Here is a 16,684-nt window from a genome sequence, read left to right as displayed (position 1 = left end):
GGGGCCCGGTTCGGCTCAGGCCTCGTGACTACCGGGACCCGGGGCGGCTCAGGCCTCGTGGCGGGCGAGGCCGTCGAAGGCGATGGAGGTGATCGCGTCGGCCACCATCGCCTGGTCGTACGCGCCGTCCGGCCGGTACCACTCCACCAGCGAGTTCACCATGCCGAACAGCAGCCGGCTCACCAGCGCGGGCGGCACGTCGTCGCGCAGCGCGCCCTCGGCGACGGCGTCCGCGACGAGCGCGGCCAGCCGGTCGTCGAGCCAGCGCCGCCGTTCCAGCGCGGCCAGCTCGATCTCGCTGTTGCCGCGCACCCGCAGCAGGAGCGTGACGGACGGCTGGTGCGCGACCAGCACCTCCACGCTGCGCCGCACCACTTCGCGCAGCCGCTGGTAGGCACCGGCCCCCGGCTGCTCGCGCGACGCCTCGGTCACGACGGAGGTGAGCTCGTCGAGCGCGTCGTCGAGCGCCTGGCCGAGCAGCTGCTCCTTGCTGGTGACGTGGTGGTAGATGGCCGGCTTGGTCAGGCCGAGCTCCTTGGCCAGGTCGCCCATGCTCGTGGCGTCGTACCCACGCCGGTTGAACAGCTCGACGGCGGCGCGCAGGATCGCCGACTGGTCATGGCCTGGACGGCCCCGCCTGCGGCGGGGGGCCGGTTCGGCATGTTCAGTCGTGCTCATCCCCGCAGCATCTCACGCGCCGCGAACCGCCCCGACCGCGCGGTCCGGCGCTCGCGTGCCGGGTCCTGGCGATGTGCTGTCGCTTTCGGCGCGGGCGTCGTCCTGCACGCCCTTCGTCATGGCTTCCCGGCGGGGAGCGGGGGTGGGGATGGAACGACGGCGACCGCGGGCTGCGTGGCCCGGCGCAGGGCGTAGGCTGCGGCCAGAACCCCGTCGAGCACCCCTGTGACGAGAAGGCCGAAGCCCGGACCGGCGTCTGAGCTGGTGATCCGGCAGAGGCCGGGCGTGGTCGTGGCCCAGCCGCCGGATGCGGTTCTATGACACGGGTGCCCGCCAGATCGCGACGATCGCGTCGATGAGGCCGTCGGCGGTGGCGGACCAGGTGGGGCGGAAGGTGGCGCCGTGGCCGGCCAGGGCCCGTTCACGTTCGGCGCACATCTGCACGATCAGGTGGCGGGCCATGATGCCGCGCTCGACCCGGACGCCGGCGGGCAGATCCGGCAGGCACCGGTCCAGGCCGTGGCGGAAGAGCCGCAGCACGGGGGCGGCGGTCAGGGCCTCGTCGACCATGATGGCGTTGAGCGCGGGGTCGGCCATGACCTGGGCGGTGAAGCGGGCGTACCAGGTGGGGCTGCCGAGGCTCTCCAGGTGCTCGGTGAGCGGGCGGACCAGGCAGGCGACCCAGTCGCGCAGGTCGGTGGAGCCGGCGATGCCCGCCATCATGCGGGTGCGGGTGCCCTCCAGTTGCTCGGCGTGCTTGCGGGCGATGGCGCGGATCAGGTCGGCCTTGGCGCCGAAGTGGTAGGTGACGGCGGCGTTGTTGCCCTGGCCGGCGGCCTCGCTGATCTGGCGGTTGCCGACGGCGTGCACCCCGCGCTCGGCGAACAGCCGCTCGGCGGCGGCCAGGAGCGCCTCCCGGGTCGCGCTGACCTGCTCGACCCGGGTCATCCTGCTGGTCATCGTTCCTTCACCGCACCGGGGACGTCGCGCAGCCCGCGACGGCCCGCCCCACAGGGCGCCGCGGGTCCTCGGCCGTGCCGGCGAGGCATCTCGGTAGCACAGCCTACGCAAGCCGGCCGCCCGGCACGGCCCGCCGGGACGCCGCCCGCCGGGGGGCCGCGTCCCGGCGGCGTGGCTAGGCGCGGTTGTCCACTTCGAGGACGAACCGGGCCAGCTCCAGCCGATCGACGTTGGGCCCGAAGGCGCTCGCGTTGCCGAGGACGAGGGCGCCGTCCGCGGTGGTGAGGGTGAGCGGGGTGGCCTGGGGCCAGAAGTTGTCCCAGGCGTAGTTGTGCCGGAACACGCCGCGCGCCGTCCCGCCGCCGGTCTCGCTGATGTCGAGGAACCGGCTGATGACGTCGGTGTTGTACGCGTGCCCGGTGTTCCTGTCGGCGTTGGCGTAATGCGTCACCAGCACGTACTCCCCCGGCCCGAACCCGGCGGGCCGGTCCAGGGTGATCGTGCTGGCGGCGCCGTTGCCGAGCTCGCCCACGTACGCGCCGGCGGAGGCGTTGGACGCACCCCCGGCACCCACCACGCGAGCCGCACCGGACAGGCGCGCCTGCTCGGCCTCGACCCGGTGCACCGCCGCGTCCGCCTGCCCCGCCCGTACGGTGACCAGCTCGCGCAGGTGCAGGCCCGCGAAGCCGCCGACCTCGACCTTCGAGATCCCGGCGGGCAGGTAGACCCGGACGCGCGAGGCGCCGTCACCGGGCCGGGCCGCCCGCACGCCGGGAACGGCGCGCCCGTCGATGCGCACGTCGAGGTCGCCGGCCCGCCCGGAACGGTACGACAGGGTCAGGTCGTGATAGCCGTCCTGACCGGCGGCGACGAAGAACGTGGCGCGGGCGCCCCCGCCGAGGGTGATGGCAGGACCGGCGCCGGAGCGGGTGAGCCGGGCGCCGCCGGAGAGCCGGGCCTCGTCGGCCGGGTAGGCCGCCCGCGCGGGCCCGGTGATCTCGGTGAGATCGAACCTGTCGAGGGTGATGTCGCTGCCGGGCAGCAGGGTCGTGCCGTCGGCGCTGGTGCGCAGGGAGAGCCGGTGGGTGCCGGCGGTCAGCTCGATCTCGACGTCGGTACGGCCGCGGTAGGTCCAGCCGAGCGTGGCCGAGTACTGCACGAGCCGGTCGAGGGCGCCGTCGACGAACAGCGCGTGCCTGCCGGGCACCTTGTTCGTGCCGTGGTGGATGCCGAGACGGTAGCGGCCGTCGCGCGGGACGGTGACGGAAAACGTCACGGCCGAGCCGGGCTGGTTCATGGAGCCGACGTCGCGCTTGCCGGAGGTGGCGTACTTCTGGGGGTCGGCCGTGGTGTCCTGGTCGTAGGCCTGGGCCGAGGCGAGGGTGGCCGACTCGGCCTCGATCGACGTCGTCCACGGCGCGTCGATGGCGGGGGCCGGGCCGCTCGACGGAACGATGGTCACCCGGTAGGCGGCCATGACGTCGCCTCCGGGAAGGTCGACGCGGAGTTTCCCGCCGGGCGCGGTGGTGCGGCGCGCCGCGACGACGGGCGGCTTGAGCGCGTCGCCCTCGTACCCTGTCCAGGTCGTCTTCGACACGACGACGTCGACCTGCCTGCCGAAGAGTGCCGGGTCGAGGCCGGTGACGTCGAGGCGGACGGGCTGGGCACCGCCGCCGGCCAGGACGGTGCCGCGCCGCGCGGGCTCGTCGACGGCCGCGACGGCCTGGACGGTGTCGGGGACGTTCGGGTGCGGCGGGGTGGCCCTGACGGTCTCCCCTGTCAGGTCGGCGTACCACTTGAGCAGCCACCAGCCGCCGTTGGCCTGGCGGGTGCGCACGGCGTGGTCGTCGAGGTTGCCGGCATAGGTCCAGTACGCCATGTCGGCGTCGACCTTGGTGTCCTCGAACATGGAGATCCACTGGACCAGCTGGCCGGGGACGGACATGTCGCGCCGGTTGCCGTACTCGTCGATGTTGACGGGCAGCGGGCCGATGCCCAGCTCGCGTTCGAGGGCGCGGTAGTGCTCGTGGTGGCCGCGGTAGCCGGCGAGGCTGTCGCGCGACAGCTCGTGCCAGGCCATGATGTCGGGCAGGCAGTCGCCGCCGCCGCAGGTGGCGCCCTTGGCCCAGGTGAGGAAGTCGCGCAGGCGGCCGGGGTTGTACCGGGCCTCGTTCGGGCCGACGATCCTGGCCTGGGGGTCGATGGAGCGGATGCGCTCGACGACGGCCTTCCAGTCGCCGAAGAACTTCTCCTTGAGCGCGTCCCAGTCCTGGTACCAGATCCAGTCGGGCTCGTTGAACGGCACCCAGACGAACCTGTCCTTGTCCGCCGGCCGCTCGCGGACGACCTTGCGCACCATGGTGTCGACCTTGGCGAGGTAGTCGTCGATGCCCAGGTTCTCGTACGGCCAGCGGCTGTAGACGTCCTGCATGTAGACGACGATCTCCTCGCCGCCGGCGGCGAGGAAGCCGTCCGCGACCACGAGCGCGTCGCCGTTGGGGTGCTGGTCGCCGTCGGGGGCCTTCTGCGCGACGGTACGCGGCCGGGCGCCGGCGAGCAGGGAGTCTCCGGGCACGCCCGGGTCCGACAGGCCGTACAGCATGCCGGTCGCGCCGCCGTGGACAGGCCCGGTGCGCTGGGCGAAGTCCACGGCGACCACGTCGGGGGCGGCCGCGGCACGGGCGGGGGTCATGGTCGAGGAGGCTAACGCCAGGACGGCGGCCACGGTGACGGCTCGCCCGGTCAGCCGGAGTCGGTGCATGGGAGTCCTCTCGCAGGTTTGTGTGACCGGTCACACGCTTGCCTTACTGTGACCGGTCACACAGTGCGGCGGAAGCCCTCGTCACCGGATCGTTACGCGCAGGTTCCTGGCACCGATCCGGATACAGCCGCTGTTCACGAGAAGTTCGAGGTCCGGTTCTACACTGGCGGGCTGCGGGGGCTTCGATCATCCGGAAAGCCATTCAGACCTCCGGAGGTACTTGTGCGCAGCACACGGCGGGCCGCGCCGGCCCTCGCGGCCGCGGCGGCCCTCGCCCTGCTCGGCGCGGCCGTCCCCGCGGCCGGCGCGGTGACGTCAGAGCGTTCCCCGGCCGGCGTGGTGACGACAGAGCGTTCCCCGGCCGGCGCCCGCTGCTCGGCCGACGTCTCCCTGCTCGGCTTCACCGACAGCCTGGACAAGACGACGTTCGAGGGCACGCCCGTCGGCGGGCTGTCCGCCCTCGCGCTCACCCGCTCGTCGCGGGCCCTGGCGCTGGCCGACAACGCCGGCACCACCCCCGCCCGCCTGTACGACCTCGGCCTCGACTCCGGCCGGGGCGGGCGCCTGTCGGCCGAGGTACGCGGGATGACGACGCTGCGGCGGCCGGACGGCACGCCGTACACGGGGGCCGACTTCGACGGCGAGGGGCTCGTCGCGGAACGCGGCGGCCGCACCGTGCTGGCCAGTTCCGAAACCGAGCCGTCGATCAGGCGCTTCCGGCTCTCCGACGGCCGCCAGGTCGCCGAGCTGCAGGTGCCGCAGCGGTTCCGGGTCGCCCCGGCCGGCCAGGCGGCGACCAACCAGACGTTCGAGGCGCTGGCCGCCACGCCCGACGGCCGCGTGCTGTACGCCGGCATGGAGGGGCCGCTGTCCGCCGACGGCCGCGACGCCGAGGGCCGCGGCCTGCAGCGGATCCTGCGCTACGAGGCCGGGCCCGGCGGCGCGTACACGCCCGCCGCCCAGCACGCCTACCGCACCGACCCGGGGCTCGGGCTCGTCGAGCTGGTGGCGCTCGCCGACGGGCAGCTGCTGTCCCTGGAACGTGGCTTCACCTCCGGCGTGGGCAACACCGTGCGGGTGTACCGGGTCTCCGCCACCGGCGCCGCCGACGTGTCCGGCGCCGAGTCCCTGTCCACCGTCACCGACCAGCGTTCCTGGGTGGGCAAGCAGCTGCTCGCCGACCTGGTCGACTGCCCGCCGTCCGGGGCCACCGCCGAGCAGCCGCAGCCGAACCCGCTGCTGGACAACATCGAGGGCATGGCGCTGGGCGAACGCCTGTCCGGTGACCGCCGCACGCTCTACCTCGTCTCCGACGACAACAACAACGCGGCGCAGACCACCCGCCTGTACGCGCTGAGCGTCCGCCTGCCGGACGAGGCCAGGCTGACGGGGCGGGCGCTGCTGTCCGCGACGGACTACCAGCCCGGCCCCACGTCGGGCACGCAGCTCCCGCCGGCCACCGTCAACGGGGTCACCCCGCCGTTCGCCGGCCAGCCGATCCCCGGCTTCTCCGCCGTGATCCCGGCCACGCCGCGCTCCCGCTCCGCGAGCCGCCTGCTCGCCATGCCGGACAACGGGTTCGGCGCGAAGAACAACTCGGCGGACTTCCTGCTGCGCGCGTACGTCATCGAGCCGGACAATCGTTCCGGCGAGGTCCGCGTACGCTCCCACATCGGTTTCCGCGACCCTGACCGCAAGGTGCCGTTCCCCATCGTCAACCAGGACACCGCCGACCGGCTGCTGACCGGGGCCGACTTCGACATCGAGTCGCTGGCCTGGGACGCGCGCGGCGACCTGTGGATCGGCGAGGAGTTCGGGCCGTACCTGGTGCGGACCGACCGCACCGGCAAGGTGCTGCAGGCGCCGATCCCGCTGCCGGACGGCACCAAGTCGCCGCAGTCGCCCGACCTGGCCGCCGGCGAGAGCCCGACGCTGCCGGCCAGCCGCGGGTTCGAGGCCGTGGCGGCGAGCACGGACGGCTGGACGTTGTACCCGATCCTGGAGGGCGCCAGGACCGGCGACGCCGACCAGCGGCGGCGCGTGGTCTACGAGTTCGACGTGCGCAAGTCGGCCTACACCGGACGTACCTGGACCTTCCGGGCGGACGAGCCCGGGCTGCTCGTCGGCGACGCGGCGGTGCTCGACGGCCGGCGGCTAATGCTGATCGAGCGGGACAACGAGATGGGGCCGAGCTCCCGGGTCAAGCGGCTGGTCGTCACCGACCTCGACGCCGCGGGGCAGGACGGGGTGCTGCCCCGCCGTACCGCCGTGGACCTGCTGCGCATCGCCGACCCGAAGGGCGTCTCCACGCCCGCCAGACCCGGCGAGTACGGGGTGGGGCCGCTGTTCTCCTTCCCCCTGCAGTCGGTGGAGTCGGTGCTGCCGCTGGGCGGCGACCGGGTGGTGGTCGCCAACGACAACAACTTCCCGGGCAACGACGGCCGCATCCCCGGCAGGGCCGACGACACCGAGGTGATCGTCATCGACGTGCCCGGCCTGCGCGGCTGATCCAGCGGAGCCGGCCGCATGCCCCGCGACCGGCTCCCGCCCGTCCGGTCAGGCGGCGCCGAGCGCGGTCGGTTCCTGCGGGAACAGCCCGTCGAACACCGCGGCCCGGTCGAAGGCCATCGCCCGGGTACGGGCCCGCACCTCCAGATCGTGCCGCTCCCCGGCGGACAGCTCCATGACCACCCGGTCCACGGCCTGCGCCAGCGCGGCGGCGTCACCGGGCGGGACGATGACGGCGGTGTCGCCGACCGCCTCCAGCGTGCCGCCCGTCGGGGTGGTGACGATGGGCCCGCCGCCGGCCAGCATCTTCTCGGCCAGCGCGATGCCGAACGTCTCGACGAAGTCGGGCTCGGGCTTGGTGGGCAGCACGTACGCCGCGCAGCCCCGCATGAGCAGCGCCTTCTCGCGGTCGTCCACGTCGGTGAGGAAGACCACGCGGTCGCCGCCCGCGGCCAGGGCCCGCGCCTGCTCCAGCATGGGCCCGGTGCCGGCGACGACCAGCTTCACCCGCGACCGGCAGCGCATCCGCCGGTAGGCGGCGAGCAGGTCGTCGATCCCCTTCGCCTTGGTCACCCGCGACAGGAACAGGATGTACCCGTCGCGCTCCAGGCCGCGCCGGGCCAGCGCGTCCGGCACCGACGCCGGGTCCAGGTCGAGGAAGGCGGAGGCGTCGATCGGCGGGTAGCTGACGGTGACGCGACGCCGGCACTGCTCGGCGAAGGCGGTGCCGCAGCGCGCGTCCACCTGCTCGGCCGAGGCGACGATCTCCTGCCTGGTGTAGTCGGAGACGGCGACGACCTCGTCGTTGGCCAGGAACGTGGTGAACAGCACGGTCGCCGCGCCGAACCGGCCCTCGCGCAGGCATGATCTGATCACGTTGGTCACGTCGGAGCCGACCGCCTTGGCGACGGTGCGCACGCCGGGCGCGAACCCGGCCGCGCGGGCGGCGGCGACCGCGTCCACGACGACCGGCGTGTGCGGCGCCAGGTACATGGACAGGCAGACCGTGGCGTACGGCTCGGCCAGCAGCTCGACGAGCCGGCCGGTGAGCCCGGCCTGGTAGCGCCCGTCGGGCACCCGGTAGTCGCCGACCGGCTCCGGCCGTTCCACGGTGATCCCCTCGCTGTACGGCAGCAGCCGGTCCAGCGGCTTGAGCGGCAGCCCCGCCGCCCGCAGCGCCGGGATGGGCCAGGTCAGCAGCCGTACGTCGGCGAACCCGCGGGTCAGCGCGACCTCGGCGAGGTTGCGCGCTTCGCCGGAATGGCCGCAGATGACCGGGTCGGCCCTGACCACGATGACGAGACGGCGGGGGAGGTGAGTCATCGCGTTTCCTCCGGTGTCGGGAGCGGATCGGACAGGGACGGCGGGCGGAGCCCGCGCCCCCACGCGGACGGCTCCGGGCCCAGCCGCAGGCGCAGCAGCCCGCCCTGGTGCACGGTGGTGGCGCTGAGGTGCGCCGCGTGCAGGGGTTTGCCGTTGAGCGTGGCCTCCTGGACGTACTGCGCCGACGGGTCACGGTCGAGGCCCTCCACGCCGATGGGGGTCTCGCGGTGCCCGCTGGTCTCGATGACGAACTCGTTGCCGCCCGCCCTGAGCACGGCGCGGGAGAAGGCGGGGGCGTTGACGAGGAACAGGTTCTGGCCCGCGACGGGGAACAGTCCCAGGGACGCCCAGACGTACCAGGAGCTGAGGCCGCCGGAGTCGTCGTTGCCGGGCAGGCCGCCGGGGCCGGTGCCGAACTGCCAGGTCAGCGCGGCGTGCACCACCTCGGCCGTGCGGTCGGGCCGGCCGGCGTAGTGGTAGGCCCACGGGGCCTCCATGTCGGGCTCGTTGTTGAGCCCCTCGAAGCGGTCGAGCGCGTACCCGGCGGCCATCTCCGCCGGCCGCGGGCGGCGGCCCGGCCGGTCCACGGGTTCGGCGCCGTAGCCGAAGAACCGGTCGAGCCTGTCGACGAACGCGCGGTCGCCGCCGGCCAGGGCGATGCGCGCGGCCATGTCGTGCAGCAGCCGGAAGGAGTAGTTCCACTTGCCGCCCTCGTAGAACTCCGAGTCGCGCAGCAGGCCCGTGCCGGGGTCGAAGGCGTTGCGCCACTGCCGGCCGCGTTCCTCCAGGTCGTCGGCCAGGCCGCCGTCGTTGAGCGCGCGGGCGACCTGGGCGGTGCAGTGGTGGGCGTAGGCGAGGTCGAGGGTGTGGGTGATCGGGTGCACGACGCCGCGCTCGTAGAAGTCCTCGCCGTACCCGCGGCGCAGGTCGCCGACCATGTGCACGAGCGCCCAGCTCCAGTCGAGCTCCGCCCTGCCGAGCGCGTGGGCGTCGGCGAGCGCGGTGTGGGCGAGCGCGCTGGCCTGGCGGAAGAACCGGTCGGCGCCGCGCGACATGCGGTAGCCGATGGGGAAGTTGCCCTCCTCCTCGCAGACCCTGATCAGCGACTCCAGCAGGTCCGCGGCCCGGCCGGGGGCGATGGCGGCCAGCAGCGGGAGCTGGGTCTTGTAGATGTCCCACATGGTGCACACGTCGAACGCGAACGGGCCCGGGGTGGGCCAGAACGGGCTCTCGTCGTCGGCGAAGCACGGCTTGATCAGCGCGTGGTAGAGGGACGTGGCCAGCACGGTACGGCGGGCGGGCGTGCCGCCCTCGACCTGGACGCGGTCCAGGTGCCCCGCCCAGCGGGAGCGGGTGCGCGCGAGCACCGCGTCGAAGGCCTGCCCGGTGTGCCCGCACTCGCGCTCCAGGTTCTGGCGGGCCTGGTCGCAGCCGCGCAGCGAGAACCCCATCCGCACCTCGACGGCCTGTCCCGGCGCCGCGGGGCCCATGAAGAGCATGCCGAAGGGCCGCAGCGTGGTGTGCCGGATGCTGTCGAAGTCGAGCCGGGTGCCGCCGTCGATGAGGCGGCGGTCGTACCAGAGCATCTGCCGCCAGCCGGGGCTGTCGACCTCGACGTACACCGACAGCGGGACGCCCTCCATCACCACCGTGCCCTGGGCGCGGCCGTGGCCCATGCTCTCGACCTGGGCGCGTACCGGGACGGTCCGGCCGAGGTCGATGGCCAGGCCGCCGCAGGACAGGTCGATCACCACGCGGGCGCTGTTGTGCGCGGGGAAGGTGTAGCGGTGCACGGCGACCTTGGTGCCGACGGTGAGCTCGCAGCGGATGCCGGTGTCCAGGGTGGCGGCGTAGTAGCCGGCCCTGGCGGCCTCGTCGTACAGCGGCCAGGACTCGCCGAGCACGTCGAGCGGCTGCACCATCGGGGTGACGCGGACGTAGTTGTAGTACTTGCGGATGGCGCCGGTGCCGGACTGCTGGAAGTGGGTGAAGCCGGAGGCCTGCAGCCGCTCGAACATCTCCTCGGGCACGCCCTCGGTGTTCTTGGCGTACCGGCCGTACCCCGTCGGGTACGCACCGGAGTAGGCGCAGGCGGACACCATGCCGAGCGGCGACGTGGCGCCGGGGTGGGTGTTGCCCACCTGCGGTTTCGGCCACCACCAGGTGGCGGCGAGACCGCGCGCGCGTGGCAGGTCCGTCGCCGCCGTTCCGATGAAGGGGTCAACGTTGTCGAGGATGGCGGGACTCTATCCAGCGCGCCGCCCCTGTAGGTTTCGGCGAGATGAACTCCTCGGCGGCGTGGCCGTCTCTTGACCGTTTCCATGTCTTGACCGGGGGAAGGGGGTGTGCTGTCATGTGCCTGTCGATTGTTGATCTCTGCCGCGCTCAGGGGGACCTCTCGCGAATCACCAGGTCGATCGACGTGGCGGCACACATTCTCGCCTTGGGGGCTCAGACGCATGCCCAGGAACATGGCGTTGTGGGATGGCTACGACGAGGTGACCTTCCAGGTCGTGATCAACGCTCGCGGCCGGCAGTCCGTCTGGCCGGTGACCTCGCCCCTGCCGCCCGGCTGGAGCGCGAAGGGCTTCGCGGGGTCGCGGCGCGCGTGCCTGGAGGAGATCGATGCCAGGTGGCAGGAGCCGCCGCTCGACGGCGGGTGGCAGAGCGGCGCGGGCGGCGGCAGGGCGACGGGCGCCAGCGCGCTGCGCGGGCCCCTGCGCGCGGTGCCCGACACCTCCATCACCGCCCTGATCAGGGCGCAGGACCTGCCGCGCGACCGGCTGGCCGCGCGGTGCGGCACCGAGCGGGTGACGCGGGGCGAGCTGCTGGACGCCGCCGCCGCGTGGGCGCGCGTCCTGGTGGAGGCAGGGTGCGGGCCTGAGGTGCCGGTCGCGGTGCTCCTGCCGCGCGGCGTCGAGGCGCTGATCGCGATCGTGGCCGTGCTGGAGGCCGGCGGCGCGTACGTCCCGCTCTCGTGCGACGACCCGCCCCAGCGCCTCCAGGCGATCCTGGCCGACTGCGGCGCCGCCGTCACCGTGACCACCGACGAGCTGGCGGAGCAGGTACGCGGGCACGGCGGCACCGTGCTGACGCTGTCGGCGCTGAAGGAGCGGGCCGCCTCGGCCACGGCGGCGCCGCGCCGGTCGTCGGCAGCGAGCCTCGCCTGCGTCTTCTACCCCTCCAGCGAGCCGGCGGGCGTCGAGTGCACGCACCGGCAGCTGGTCAACCACGCCCTCTGGTGCCGTGCGGCCTTCGCCCACCACCCGGGCGAGGTCACCTTCCTCAGCGCCCCGCTGTTCCTGCCCGGCTCCCTGACGATGATCTTCGCCCCGCTGCTGGCCGGCTGGCCTGTCGTCATCGCCCCGGACGGCGCGACGGCCGGCGCGCTGCTGGAGCTGTCGCGCACGGCCCCGGGCGGCCTCCTGGAGCTGACGCCCGCGCACGTGGGCGTGATGACGGCCCGCGGCGTCCCGGACAGCGGCCTGGCCCGGCAGCTCATCGTGGGCGGCGAGCCGCTGACCTTCGGCCCCGAGCTGCGCGCGTGGATGCGGGCCGACCCCGATCGCGTGGTGGTCAGCCACTACGGGCCGGCCGAGGCACACGGCTGCTTCTGCCACTGGCTGACGGGCGGCGAGGAGCCCGGCAGCCGGGTTCCGGCCGGCAGGCCGATCGACAACGTCGAGGCCTACCTCGTGGACCGCGACTGCGCGCTCGTCGGCGTGGGCGAGGTGGGCGAGCTGCTCGTCGGCGGGCCGTCGATCGGGCGCGGCTACCGCGACAGGCCGATGCTGACCGCCGAGCGCTGGATCCCGCACCCGTGGGGTGACGGCGCCACGCTGCTGCGGACCGGCGACCTGGCGCGCCTGGAGCCCGATGGCGTCGTGACCGTGCTGGGGCGCGCCGACCGGCAGGGGTAGATCCGCGTACCTGTTCATGTCCGAGGCCGCCGCCCGTCATCCGGGTGTTGGTTCGCGTTCATGAAAGATCACGACACTCCGCCACATGCACACCAAGACCCCGATTTGCCTGGCAGCGGCAAGTTTGTCGGTATTCGCCATGCTCACTCCGGCCTCCGCGTCCACCAGGCCGTCCGGCCTCGAGCTGTCCCTGCTCGGCCGCTACTCCGCCGGCGCCGTCGGGGCCGGAGCCGCGGAGATCACCGCGTACGACGCGAAGACCCGGCGCGTGTTCGTCGTCAACGCGGAGCAGGGCACGGTGGACGTGCTCGACCTGCGCGACCCGCGCGCGCCGCGCAAGGTGGCCACGCTCACCACCCCCGGCGCCAACAGCGTGGCCGTGCACGACGGGCTGGTGGCGGTCGCGCAGCAGGCGGCCGACAAGACGGCTGCGGGCAGCGTCGCGTTCTTCGACGCGCGCACCGGCGCGAAGAAGCGGCAGGTCACCGTGGGGGCGCTGCCCGACATGCTGACCTTCACCGGCGACGGGCGGCAGGTCGTCGTGGCGAACGAGGGCGAGGCGGCCTCGTACTGCGCGGGCGCCGTGAACGACCCCGAGGGTTCGGTCAGCGTGATCGACGTGCGGCGCGGCACCGTGCGCACCGCCGGCTTCCAGGCGTGGAACGGCAAGGAGGACGCGCTGCGCGCCAAGGGCGTGCGAATCAGCGGCCCGGGCGTGAGCGCGGCGCAGGACCTGGAGCCCGAGTACATCACCACCTCCGGCGGCACCGCCTGGGTCACCCTCCAGGAGAACAACGCGCTGGCCGTGGTGGACCTCGCCAGGGCCACGGTGCGCGGCATCGTGCCGCTCGGGCTCAAGGACCACGCGCAGCCGGCCGGCGCGCTGGACGCCTCCGACCGCGACGGCAAGATCGACATCCGCCCGCACCCGGTCAAGGGCGTGTACATGCCCGACGCGATCGCGCACTTCCGCGACCGCGGGCGTACGTACCTGGTGACCGCCAACGAGGGCGACAGCCGCGACTGGGAGTGCCACAGCGACGAGGTGCGGGTCAAGGACGCCGAGCTGGCGCCGTCCGCGTTCCCGAACGCCGCCGAGCTGCGCAAGGACGCCGAGCTGGGCCGGCTGACCATCCTGTCCGACTCGCCGAAGGACGCCGAGGGCAGGTACACCGAGCTGCGCGCGTTCGGCGGCAGGTCCGTCTCGGTGCGCGCCGCCGACGGCTCGCTGATCTGGGACTCCGGCAGCGAGCTGGAGCGGCTCGTCGCGCGCGACCTGCCCGCCGAGTTCAACGCCGACAACGAGGAGAACGACTCCTTCGACTCCCGCAGCGACAACAAGGGCCCCGAGCCCGAGGGCGTCACGGTCGGCCAGGTACGCGGCCGCACGTACGCGTTCGCCGGCCTGGAGCGCGTCGGCGGCGTCGTCGCCTACGACCTGTCGGACCCGCGCCGGCCCCGCCTGGCCGGATACGTCAACACCCGCGACTTCGCCGGCGACGTCGAGGCCGGCACGGCCGGGGACGTCGGCCCGGAGGGCGTGCTGTTCATCGACGCGCACGACAGCCCGACGCGCACCCCGCTGCTGGTGGTGGGCAACGAGGTGAGCGGCACCACCGCCGTGTACGAGATCAGGTCGTAGCCCGGCCCGGGGCTCAGCCGGTGACCAGCGTGAGCCCGAAGGCCGACAGGGCCTCCCCGACCGGCTGGAAGAAGGTGGACCCGCCGGTGGCGCAGTCGCCTGTGCCGCCGGAGGCGATGCCCTGCGCCTGGTCACCGGAGAGGAACGGCGCGCCCCACGTGCCCGGCTCCGCGCACACGCTGGTGCGTACCAGGCCGGTGACGGTGCCCTCCGGGTAGCCGACGGTGACGTTGCGCTGCTGGACCGTGCCGCAGTGCCAGCCGGTGACGGGGCTGGCCCGGCAGACGGGCGAGCCCACGGCGGCGGGCGCGGAGCCGCGCACGGGGCGTTCGACGCCGTGGGCGGCCACGGTGCCGCGCGGGGTCCAGCCGGGGTAGAGCGACACCCAGGCGTAGTCGTCGCCCGGGTAGGAGGAGGCTTCGAAGACGCCGAGGGGCGTGCCGCCGTAGCCGGTCAGGGCGACGTCGCCCGGCCGGCCGCACCGCCCGGCGGTGAGGAACCCGCCGGTGGCGCCGCGCCGCACGGTGAAGGCGACCGTGCAGCGTCCCTTGTCCCTGACGACGAAGGTGTCGCCGCCGCGGACGTCGCCGTAGGAGGCGGCCCCCGCCGGGCCGGGCGGCGCACCGGTGACCAGCGCGGCGGCGAGGACGATCGCGGCGGCCGGGCGGAAGAACCTCATGTGAACCTCCCGGGGCCACCGTAACGGCTCCGGGCCGCCGCCGCCCCTACCACTTGAGCAGGGGGCACGACGTTATGTCCGTACGAGTGATGACCCGGACCGTTACGTTGGGTACATGACCGCTCACGATTGCGGCTCGGCGGCGGCGCGTGCGGCCATGTTCGGCGCGCTGATCTCCGTGAGCCACACGTCCACGCTGGAGCAGATCCCCGACCTGGTGGCCGAGCAGGCCGCCCGGGTGGGGCTGTCCGACGTGGTGATCTATCTGGCGGATCTGCAGCAGGAGGTGCTCTCGCCGCTGGTCTCCCGGCCGGCGCCGGCCGGCTCGGGCGAGAGCGGGGAGATCTGCATCGAGGGGACGGTGGCCGGCCGCGCGTTCCAGCACGGCAGGATCCTGCCCGCCTCGGCACGCGACCCGCGCCAGTGGTGGGTGCCGCTGGTGGACGGCACCGACCGGCTCGGCGTCCTGCGCATCGGCGCACCCGGCGCCGACGAGGACGCCCTGCGGGACATGGAGCGCCTGGCCGGGCTGGTGGCCCTGCTCGTGGTCTCCAAACGGCCGCTCAGCGACACCTACGCCAGGCTGGTGCGGCGCAGGCGGATGAGCGTGTCGGCGGAGATGGAGTGGCGGCTCATGCCGCAGCGCACGTTCGCCACCGACCGGTTCGTGATCAGCGCGGTGATGGAGCCAGCGTACGACGTCAGCGGCGACGTGTACGACTACGCCCTCGAAGGGCGTACCGCCCATCTGGCCATCTTCGACGCGATGGGCCACGACACCGCCGCCGGGCTGACCGCCAACCTCGCCCTGACGACCCTGCGCAACAGCCGCCACGAGGGCGAGGGGCTCGTCCGGGCGGCGGAGAGGATCGACGAGGCGCTCATGGGGCAGTTCGGCGGCGAACGGTTCGCCACCGGCGTCCTGGCCACCCTGGACATCCCGAACGGCGAGCTGGTCTGGGTCAACTGCGGCCACCACCCGCCCGTGATCGTCCGCAGGCGCGCCACCATCGAGCTCGAATGCGACCCGGCGCCGCCGGCGGGCACCGGCCTGCACCTGCCGGTGACGGAGTGTCGCGCCCAGCTCCAGCCCGGGGACCGGCTCCTGCTCTACACCGACGGCATCACCGAGGCGCGCAACCGCCACGGCGAGGAGTTCGGCATGGAACGGTTCACCGACTTCCTCATCCGGCACCAGGCGGACGAGCTGCCGGTGCCCGAGACGTTGCGGCGGCTGATCCACCACCACCTCGACTACCACGAGCGCCGCCTGCGCGACGACGCCACCGTCCTGCTCGTCGAATGGCCCGGCACCCCCTACACCAGGAAGGAGGCCGAGGCCCTGACCGGCGTGCCCGAGGGCTCCGACACCCGGCCTCCCGGTTCCTAGCCCATGCGGTCTCACCGCTGCTCGCCGGACGCCGAGACGAAGGCGTCACCCCTGCTCCCCGGACGGCGCGGTGAAGCGGCCGCGGGCGACGAGCTCGACCGTGACCACGGTCGCGACGGCCTCCGCGGCCAGCAGCGCCACCAGCACCACGAGCTGGACGACACCCGCCTCGATCGGGCTCGCACCGCCGAGCAGCACCCCCACGAACGCCCCGGGCAGCGTGACCAGCCCCACGGTCCTCGTCTGGTCCAGGGCCGGCACCAGCGCCCCCGCCGCGGACGGCCGGCAGATCTCCATGGCCGCGTCCCGTGGCAGGAACCCCAGTGCCAGCGCCGCCTCCACCTCTCCCCTGCGCTGCCGCAGCTCCTCCACGGCCCGGCGTCCCGCGAGCGCGGTGGCGGTCAGGCACCCGCCCAGCAGGATCCCCGCGATCGGGATGATCACGATCCCGGACGTGGGCGTCAAGCCGCTGCCCGCCAGGGTCGCCAGCACGGGGGCGGTGCCCGCCGCGATCGGCAGCCCCGCCCACCACCATCCGGGACCGCCGGCGGTGACGCGACGGCCGGCGGTGAAGGCGGCGACGCCGTACATGAGCAGGATGAAACCTGCCACCGCCGCGGAGTACGCGACGACCCAGGCGATCACCACGGACACGACGCCGAGCTGCAGCGCGGCCCGCAGGCACGCCGTCACGACGGCCCTGCCGTGCCCCAGCCGCCCCAGCCACGCCACCGCGCCGCCCAGCGCGGCCAGCAGGACGACGATCACGGGCAGCAGCGGGGTGATGGCGATCATGGACGAGGAGGAGGACACGGCAGCAGTC

The 16,684-nt window shown here is 73.8% G+C and carries 11 protein-coding genes; 4 read left to right on the top strand and 7 right to left on the bottom strand.

Annotated features, from left to right (window positions below):
* Positions 1–48: 48 nt before the first annotated feature.
* The 3 genes from HD593_RS21245 to HD593_RS21235 form a co-directional block, all read right to left on the bottom strand.
* Entirely contained in the window at positions 49–678 is a 630-nt protein-coding gene (locus HD593_RS21245; protein ID WP_185103882.1) for a TetR/AcrR family transcriptional regulator, read from the bottom strand.
* Positions 679–993: 315 nt separating this feature from the next.
* Positions 994–1,638: a TetR/AcrR family transcriptional regulator gene (locus HD593_RS21240; protein WP_185103881.1), complete on the bottom strand. Its 645-nt coding sequence runs from the start codon at positions 1,636–1,638 to the stop codon at positions 994–996.
* Positions 1,639–1,813: 175 nt separating this feature from the next.
* Positions 1,814–4,399: a CBM35 domain-containing protein gene (locus HD593_RS21235; RefSeq protein ID WP_185103880.1), complete on the bottom strand. Its 2,586-nt coding sequence runs from the start codon at positions 4,397–4,399 to the stop codon at positions 1,814–1,816.
* A gap of 222 nt (positions 4,400–4,621) precedes the next feature.
* On the opposite strand from HD593_RS21235, the gene HD593_RS21230 reads away from it, so the two are divergent.
* Positions 4,622–6,907 carry an esterase-like activity of phytase family protein gene (locus tag HD593_RS21230; protein WP_221524869.1) on the top strand — a complete coding sequence of 762 codons (2,286 nt, stop codon included), beginning with the start codon at positions 4,622–4,624 and terminating at the stop codon, positions 6,905–6,907.
* A 48-nt stretch (positions 6,908–6,955) separates the two neighbouring features.
* On the opposite strand, the gene HD593_RS21225 is transcribed toward HD593_RS21230, so the two are convergent.
* The gene (locus HD593_RS21225; RefSeq protein WP_185103879.1) at positions 6,956–8,230 is read right to left on the bottom strand and encodes a glycosyltransferase; all 1,275 of its coding nucleotides are present in this window, start codon (positions 8,228–8,230) and stop codon (positions 6,956–6,958) included.
* The gene (locus tag HD593_RS21220; RefSeq protein ID WP_312904446.1) at positions 8,227–10,443 is read right to left on the bottom strand and encodes a glycoside hydrolase domain-containing protein; all 2,217 of its coding nucleotides are present in this window, start codon (positions 10,441–10,443) and stop codon (positions 8,227–8,229) included. The genes HD593_RS21225 and HD593_RS21220 overlap by 4 nt, the downstream gene beginning before the upstream one ends.
* Before the next feature lie 258 nt (positions 10,444–10,701).
* Between HD593_RS21220 and HD593_RS21215 the strand changes: the two genes are divergently transcribed.
* Both HD593_RS21215 and HD593_RS21210 read left to right on the top strand, forming a co-directional pair.
* Positions 10,702–12,150, top strand: a complete 1,449-nt coding sequence (locus tag HD593_RS21215) for an AMP-binding protein (protein WP_185103878.1) — start codon at positions 10,702–10,704, stop codon at positions 12,148–12,150.
* A gap of 139 nt (positions 12,151–12,289) precedes the next feature.
* Complete coding sequence (locus tag HD593_RS21210) at positions 12,290–13,792, top strand: choice-of-anchor I family protein (protein ID WP_221524868.1); 1,503 nt, start codon at positions 12,290–12,292, stop codon at positions 13,790–13,792.
* A 13-nt stretch (positions 13,793–13,805) separates the two neighbouring features.
* Here the strand turns inward: HD593_RS21210 and HD593_RS21205 are convergent, their stop codons facing one another.
* Positions 13,806–14,471 carry a S1 family peptidase gene (locus tag HD593_RS21205; protein WP_185103876.1) on the bottom strand — a complete coding sequence of 222 codons (666 nt, stop codon included), beginning with the start codon at positions 14,469–14,471 and terminating at the stop codon, positions 13,806–13,808.
* A gap of 115 nt (positions 14,472–14,586) precedes the next feature.
* On the opposite strand from HD593_RS21205, the gene HD593_RS21200 reads away from it, so the two are divergent.
* Positions 14,587–15,861, top strand: coding sequence for a PP2C family protein-serine/threonine phosphatase (locus tag HD593_RS21200; RefSeq protein WP_246546668.1), 1,275 nt, complete (start codon positions 14,587–14,589; stop codon positions 15,859–15,861).
* 45 nt (positions 15,862–15,906) lie between these two features.
* On the opposite strand, the gene HD593_RS21195 is transcribed toward HD593_RS21200, so the two are convergent.
* The gene (locus tag HD593_RS21195) at positions 15,907–16,674 is read right to left on the bottom strand and encodes an ABC transporter permease (RefSeq protein WP_312903595.1); all 768 of its coding nucleotides are present in this window, start codon (positions 16,672–16,674) and stop codon (positions 15,907–15,909) included.
* Positions 16,675–16,684: the final 10 nt, after the last annotated feature.

Origin of the sequence: Nonomuraea rubra, from assembly GCF_014207985.1 — a bacterium.
Classification (GTDB): domain Bacteria; phylum Actinomycetota; class Actinomycetes; order Streptosporangiales; family Streptosporangiaceae; genus Nonomuraea; species Nonomuraea rubra.
Note: the sequence above shows the minus strand (reverse complement) of the source record. Positions and strands in the feature narration are given on the sequence as shown.